At 72.8% G+C, this 6,401-nt stretch carries 4 protein-coding genes; 2 read left to right on the top strand and 2 right to left on the bottom strand.

The window, feature by feature from the left end:
- Positions 1–161: 161 nt before the first annotated feature.
- Both AB0B14_RS36620 and AB0B14_RS36615 read right to left on the bottom strand, forming a co-directional pair.
- Positions 162–1,073: a type IV toxin-antitoxin system AbiEi family antitoxin domain-containing protein gene (locus tag AB0B14_RS36620; protein WP_357066570.1), complete on the bottom strand. Its 912-nt coding sequence runs from the start codon at positions 1,071–1,073 to the stop codon at positions 162–164.
- Positions 1,074–1,290: 217 nt separating this feature from the next.
- Positions 1,291–2,580, bottom strand: a complete 1,290-nt coding sequence (locus AB0B14_RS36615; protein WP_357066523.1) for an adenylosuccinate synthase — start codon at positions 2,578–2,580, stop codon at positions 1,291–1,293.
- A gap of 124 nt (positions 2,581–2,704) precedes the next feature.
- Between AB0B14_RS36615 and AB0B14_RS36610 the strand changes: the two genes are divergently transcribed.
- On the top strand, positions 2,705–3,763 hold the full coding sequence (locus AB0B14_RS36610; protein ID WP_357526742.1) for a diacylglycerol kinase family protein: 1,059 nt from the start codon (positions 2,705–2,707) through the stop codon (positions 3,761–3,763).
- Between the two features lie 109 nt (positions 3,764–3,872).
- Entirely contained in the window at positions 3,873–6,317 is a 2,445-nt protein-coding gene (locus AB0B14_RS36605; RefSeq protein ID WP_357526740.1) for a chromosome partitioning protein, read from the top strand.
- Positions 6,318–6,401: the final 84 nt, after the last annotated feature.

The raw sequence follows: 6,401 nt of genomic DNA, 5'->3' as shown, positions 1-6,401 counted from the left end.
GATGCCCGAACGTCACCACACCCGGCCTCGCCACCAGCACCTCCACCACAACCAAGATCAGTTGCACTGAAGCCTAGAAACCACCCGGCGTGTCGACGCAATAACCTCATGATCAACGATGTGGGGTGGGGTGGGGGGTGGGGAGTGGGGGTGGGGTGGGGTCAGGGGCGGTGGGATGCGGTTATCGCTTGGCGGACGGTCCAGGGGATGTAGTCGGGTCTTAGAGTGTCTGACCAGGTGAAACGGAGGACGGTCCAGCCGGCGTTGACCAAACGATTCTGACGGCGCCGGTCGGCGAAGACCGCTTCCGGAACAGCGTGGGGGCCACGACCGTCGGCCTCGGCGATGATCCGGGGACCACGCCAACCGAGATCGCCGACACCGAGCAGAAAGCCATCGTCGTCGCGGATCTCGAGTTGCAGTGCATCCGGTGGCACTCCCCCGTCGACACAGCGGAGCCGGGCCCGCGTCTCAAGCGGCGACTGCGCCCGCCCATCCGCCTCGCCCAGATAGCCCCGAGCCGCGATCGCGCCGCGCCGCCCGCGGATGAGACGCGGAACGGAGAGGAGGTCGTCGGTGGTCACCAGCCCACGGTTCAACGCCGAGTCCAGCACGCTGACCGCCGAGAAACGATCAACCCGCAGGATCAGGTCGGCAAGGGTACGCAGCGGCCGGGTAGCGGTGATTCCGTCCACCCGGACAAGGTGCTCGGGCGGGATGACCAACTGGTGGACCACCACCCCCGGATGGGCAAGGTGGGCCCGCCTGGCGACCGGACCCGGCACCGACAGTTCGATCACCTCGGTGCTCCGCAGCCCCGCCAGCCCGTGCAGTTCGGCGGCCGTCGCGAGCACCGCGGCGGCCGCCGGGCCGAAGGAAGCCACCGCCGCCCTGATCCGCGCTCGTCGGGGCACCCCGTCGTGCAGGTCGGCGTCCACGAGATAGCTGCCACGCGCCACGACCCGCCACCGGCCAGCCCTGCAGAGCCGTTGCACCTCATGCGTGGTGAGGCCGGCGGCTCGCGCCTGCCTGATCGTCACAATCCCGTCGCGGGCGGCCGCAACCCGCCGCACAACGTCCAAGGCATCCACCCGCCCACCCTGACCGAACCCGAAGCCCGAAACACCCCCCTGTGGACAACCCGCCCAAGCCTGTGGATAACCCAGCGTGCAGCCCGCGGGCAGCCCGCGTTGATCATGGAGTTATAGCCACGACACGCCGCAGCGAGTGGCTATAACTCCATGATCAACGCGGGTCCCGGGTGGGGGTGGGGTGGGGGGTGGGGGGTGGTTAGGGGAGGAGGGGGTGGAGGACTACGTTTTCTTCTCGGCCTGGGCCTACTCCTACGACGCTCACCTTGGTGTTGCAGAGTTCTTCTACCCGGGCGATGTAGCGGCGGGCGTTTTCCGGCAGGTCCTCGACGGTTCTCGCCTTGGTGATGTCCTCCCACCAGCCGTCGAGTTCCTCGTAGACGGGCGTGGCGTGGTGGAAGTCCGTCTGGCTCATCGGCATGTCGTCGACCCGGACGCCGTTGATCTCGTAGCCGACGCAGAGCGGCACCTTGGGCAGGCCGGTGAGCACGTCCAGCTTGGTGATGACCAGGTCGGTGACGCCGTTGAGGCGGCACGCGTACCGGGCGACGACCGCGTCGAACCACCCGCAACGACGCTCCCGCCCCGTGGTGGTGCCGTACTCCGCACCGATCTTGCGCAGGTGCTCGCCGCTGGCGTCGAACAGCTCGGTCGGGAACGGTCCCGCGCCGACCCGGGTGGTGTACGCCTTGCTCACCGCGATGACCTTGTTGATCGCGGTCGGCGGGATGCCGGCGCCCACGCAGGCGCCACCGGCCGTCGGGTTGGACGAGGTCACGAAGGGGTACGTGCCGTGGTCCATGTCGAGCATGGTGGCCTGCGCGCCCTCCAGCAGCACCGTGTCACCCCGGTCCAGGGCGTCCCAGAGCATGGCCCGGGTCTCCGCGATGTACGGCTTGAGCCGCTCGGCGTACTCCAGGTACTCGTCGACGGTCGCCTCAAGGTCGATCGCCTTGCGGTTGTAGACCTTGAACAGGATCTGGTTCTTCTCGCGCAGGGCGAGCTCCAGCTTCTTGCGCAGGATGCCCGGGTCGAGCAGATCCTGGAGCCGGATGCCGATCCGGGCGACCTTGTCGCCGTACGCCGGGCCGATGCCCCGGCCGGTGGTGCCGATCCGCGACGAGCCGAGGTAACGCTCGATCACCCGGTCCAATGCCCGGTGGTGCGGCATGATCAGGTGCGCGTCACCGGAGATCCGCAGCCGGGACACGTCGACGCCGCGCTCGGCCAGACCGTCGATCTCGGCGAGCAGCACCTTCGGGTCGACCACCACACCGTTGCCGATGACGATCATCGCGTTCGGCGAGAGTGCGCCGGACGGCATCAGGTGCAGCGCGTACTTCTGGCCGTCTGGGGTGATCACCGTGTGGCCGGCGTTGTTGCCACCGGAGTAGCGCACGACGTAGTCGACCCGCTCACCCAGCAGGTCGGTAACCTTGCCCTTGCCCTCGTCGCCCCACTGAGCGCCGATGAGCACGATCGCTGGCATCTTTTCCGCCTCCAGAAGGCTCGGGTGCCAGGTGGCGACCGGTTGGCGAGCCCGGGGTGTCAGGTTAACAAGTAATGACGGCGCGGCCGGCAGGGGTCGCGTCGAGAGGCAGGAGGCTCCTTCCGTGTACGACGTGGTGCTGCTCACCCTCGGTTCGGAGCGGGACGCTCCCGGGGGCTGTGGCAGCGGAGGGGCCTGCTGCGGCGGTGCGACCGAGGCCGCCACCGACCCGAAGAGCCAGCCCGACACCGGCCAGCCCGACACCGGCCAGGGGGCACCGGCCGGCGGGGACACCGAGCGGTGCGCCACCGAGCGGCCACGGGTGCCGGTGCTGGCCTGCTCCGACGCGCTGATCGCCCGGGGCGCGCGGGTGGAGATGGTCACCGCCCGCTCCGACGCGGAGATCGACGCGGTGTTGGCGCGGCTCGACGGTCCGGCCCGCCCGGATGGCCTCACCTGGCCCGACCTGGACGGCAAGACCCGGCTGGTCGTCGCCACCGCCAGCGACGGGCAGTTGCGCGCCGTGCTGCGCCGGCTGGTCCGGCGGTACGCGCCAGCGCCGAGCAAGCGTCCGGCGGATCTACCCGGCAACCGGACCCTGCCCGACCTGCCGCCGGTGGCCGTACTCCCGCTCGATCCGGCCCGTGGCGGCACCCACCGGGACCTGGCCGCGCAGCTCGGGCTGCCGCGTGACCCGGCGGCGGTGGCCGCCGCGGTGGTGGATGGCACGGTGCGCCGACTCGACCTGCTGCGCAACGACGGTGGATCGGTGACCCTGGACGGCGCGCTGCTCGGCGCCGCCGACGACGCGGGCCGGCCGCTGCACTGGCGGGCCCGGGTGGAGGTGGACGACACCGTCCTCACCAACGGGGACGAACCGCTGCTGGCGTGCGTGGTCGGCAACGCCGGCGGGTACGCGACGCTCGACGACGTGACGCTGCTGACCGCACCGGACCCGACCGACGGCCAGATCGAGGTCGCGGTTGCCGTGCCGGTGGTCGTCCGTTCGGCGCTGGGCCGCAAGCGGGTACGCCTCGAGGTGCGGCGGGCCCGTGGGCGGGCCGTTTCGGTGCTGCCCCGGGAGGGGAAGGTCCCCTACCTCGACGATGGTGTCGAGGGTGAGCTGACCCGGAAGCGTTCCTGGTGGATCGAGCCGGGCGCCTGGGCGGTCTGGTCGAGCTGACCCTGCCCGCACCGAAGGGCCGGCCCGGCTGAGCGGCCGGCCCGGCTGCGCCGACGGCCCCTTCTCGGCGGATGGGCCTATCCTCGCAGGAGGACTGGGAGGGGCCGTAATGGACGAGAACGCCGACCGCGCGCAGGTGCACGGCCAGCAGCCGGTGCCAGAGCGGGACATCGAACCACTCTGGCCACCGGATCCCGCCGACCGCGACGCGGGTAGCGCGGCGCCGCCGTGGGCGGCGGTCGCCCAACAGCGGGGTACGCCGTCGTCGGTCGCACCCGGGCCGGTGACTCCGCCGGTGGCCGCACCGCCGACCGGACGGCCGCCGGTTCCCGGGCAACCCGGGGCCCCGGCCCAGCCACCGCCTTCGCCGGCCGACTATCCGTCGCTCACCGGTGCCGTCCCGGTGCCGGGCGGCTGGGGCGGCAGCGGCTCGTCCGCCGCCTCGTCCGGCTGGGCGCCAGCGCAGCCGAGTTGGCCGCCGGCCGACCCGCCGGCACCAACCGCCGCGTCGACACCGCCCGCAACCCCGGCAACCGGCACGCCGCCGACCCCAGGCACGCCCCCGACCGGCACGCCGCCCACACCAAGCACACCCCCGTCCGGCGCGCCACTCACACCGGACACGACAACGACCAGCACGCCAGCGGCACCAGGCGCGCCGCTCACACCGGGCACGCCAGCAGCACCAAGCACGCCCCCGACCGGCACGCCACTCACACCAGGCACACCCCGGACTGCCGGCGCTCCCGCGGGCGCCGCCGCCGGGGCGACCAACGGCGCACGCAACGCGACCAGCAGCGCAGCCAGCGTGGCGCAGGCGCAGGCGCAGGCCGGCGACCGGGGTCCGACCGGCGTCGCCGCCGCTCCGATCCCCCCGGGTGGTGTCGACCTGGACCTGCCGTTCACCCTGGATCGCCCCGCCGCCGCGACGCCCACCGACCAACCCACCGCAGCCCCCACACCCACCGGCCGCCCGAACGGCGCGGGCCCGACCTCCGCGAGCCCGACCAGCACAGGCCCGACCAGCGCAGGCCCGACCTCCGCAGGCCCGACCTCCGCAGGCCCGAGCAGCACAGGCCCGACCGGCACAGGCCCGACCGGCGCAGGCTCGGCGGCAGCCGGGCCCGCAGCGGCCGGGCTGGCATCGCAGGCCGACGGGACCGGGAATGACGGGCCTGCCGTCGGGACGGCGCGGCCGGTCACCGAGTCGCCGTGGGCGTATCCGCCGCAACGCCCCACCGGAGCGTCCGCACCGGCCAACGACCAGGCCGCCACGGTGACGCCCCCGCTTCCCGCCCCGCCCGACCCGCAGCCGGCGCACCCAGATCAGTCGTTCACCCCGGTGACCCCCGGGCAGGTCGGCCCCGGGCACATCCCGCCGCCGCCCGACCTGACGCAGTTCAGCAACCTGCCGCAGCAGGCTCCCCAGCAGGCCGGGCCGGCGACCTCACCGCCCGGGCCGTTCCCGCCGTCTCCGGGTTGGTACCCGCCGCCGTGGCAGCAGGGCGCGCCCGGCGTCCAGGCTGGGCAGCCCTACCAGGAGGCCGAGGGGGTGACCCGGGTGCCCACCGCCGGGTACCCGGATGCCGCCGCGTATCCGGACGCGAGCTGGACCCCGGAGGAGACGGCGGTACCGACCGCCGAGGACTTCAGCCGGCGCCGGCAGGTTCGGCCCGTCGACCCGGTGGCGACCATGGGCGTACGCGCGATGGTCAACCGGACGGGGCTGCTCCGGCTCTCTCCGGGGCGGCACGAGCAGGAGCTCAAGCGGGACATCGAGATGGTGCGCCGCAACTTCGGCGGTCTGCGGCAGGTGACGGTGGTCAACCCGAAGGGTGGCGCCGGTAAGACGGTGGCCATCCTGCTGCTCGCGATGACGTTCGGCCAGAAGCGCGGTGGCTACGTGCTGGCCTGGGACAACAACGAGACCCAGGGCACCCTCGGGATGCGCGCCCAGCAGGATTTCCACTCCCGCACGGTGCGGGACATGCTGCGGGATCTCGGGCAGTTCCAGGGTGCGCACGGGCGGGTCGGTGACCTGTCGCAGTACGTCCGCTCGCAGGGCGAGGGCATGTTCGACGTGCTGGCCTCGGACGAGTCGGCCACCGGTGGCGAGATGCTGACCGCCGCCGCGTTCGCCGAGATCCGTGAGGTGGTCAGCCGGTTCTACAAGCTGATCTTCGTGGACACCGGGAACAACGTCCGGGCGCAGAACTGGCAGGCGTCGATGGACGCCACCGACCAGTTGGTGGTGACCATGTCGGCTCGTAACGACTCCGCCGAGACCGCCGCCCGGATGCTCGACCACCTGGAGCAGAGTGGCCGGCAGCGGCTGGTCCGCCAGGCCGTGACGGTGGTGTCGATGCCGCCGTCGCGCAAGGAGATCGACCTGCCGGCCATCCAGGAGCACTTCGCGGCCCGTACCCGGGCGGTGTTGCTGGCCCCGTACGAGCGGCTCATCGACACGGGTGAGCCGATCCGGTACGGAGGGCTCTCCACGGCCACCCGGGACGCCTGGCTGAAGATCGCCGCCGCGGTCGCCGAGGGGTTGTGACCGCCGGCGGGGGGGGGGGCGGGGGGGGGGGGGCCGGGGGGGGGGGGGGGGGCGCGCCCGCGCGCCCCGCGCGCGGGGGGGCGG

It is taken from the genome of Micromonospora sp. NPDC049171 (assembly GCF_040648275.1).
GTDB lineage: Bacteria > Actinomycetota > Actinomycetes > Mycobacteriales > Micromonosporaceae > Micromonospora.
The sequence above is the reverse complement of the archived record's forward strand: the minus strand, read 5'-3'. Positions and strand labels throughout refer to the sequence as shown.

What these genes read in the sequence shown, in the direction of transcription:
- AB0B14_RS36605 (WP_357526740.1), top strand. Translation starts at nt 3,873, where the DNA reads ATGGACGAGAACGCCGACCGCGCGCAGGTGCACGGCCAGCAGCCGGTG.
- AB0B14_RS36615 (WP_357066523.1), bottom strand. Translation starts at nt 2,580, where the DNA reads ATGCCAGCGATCGTGCTCATCGGCGCTCAGTGGGGCGACGAGGGCAAG.